At 33.7% G+C, this 615-nt stretch carries 1 protein-coding gene; it reads right to left on the bottom strand.

Annotated features, from left to right (window positions below; genetic code table 11):
• Positions 1 to 148: 148 nt before the first annotated feature.
• Positions 149 to 615, bottom strand: a 467-nt coding sequence (locus tag IU405_RS00055) for a DUF4288 domain-containing protein (protein WP_197436638.1), incomplete at its 5' end; no start/stop codon positions are given.

Genomic DNA, 615 nt, shown 5'->3' with positions numbered 1-615 from the left:
TTTTTTAATTATTTACGGCTGGCGGTATAAAATCGTTGGGGATTGCGGGCAACTTTCCTGTCCGGTTACACCGAACTTGATGCGTGGCAGAACGCTCGAATAACCACTTAAACCCCAATGTTTTATACCACTTGTTACCACCAGTTTTTTATTTTAATTTTCTATTTCGAGTCACACTAAATATTTCCGTCCCATTCGAGTCTATTTCAGTTTCATCAACTTCGTAAACATCCATTATCTCGATAAAATCCCATTTTGTAAGTCTAAAATCGCTATTTAAATATTCAAAGTCTGAATACTTTTTAAATTCAATATTTGCTTTTTGAATTGCAGTCTCGGAATCTAAAGCTTTAACAAGAATAATCCTCTCCTCTGTATATGTTATCGAGTTTGTGTAATCAAATCCTTCCACTTTTATTGCAAACAGTCCTTGGACACTAAAAAACTGTTCTTCTTTTTGTAGTTCTAATTCTTTTAACTCTCCGGCTTTTTCAATTATTATTTGGTAAATTACACTGTTATTTTGCAGTTCTAATATTTGTTTGCCTGTCAGTTGTCCAAGAATTCCCCTCGGTTTAATTTTTGTCCCAATTAAAGTGTACTTCTCATTAGGAT

Source organism: Polaribacter sp. BAL334, from assembly GCF_015767435.1.
In the GTDB taxonomy this organism is placed as follows: Bacteria; Bacteroidota; Bacteroidia; order Flavobacteriales; family Flavobacteriaceae; genus Polaribacter.
The sequence above is the reverse complement of the archived record's forward strand: the minus strand, read 5'-3'. Positions and strand labels throughout refer to the sequence as shown.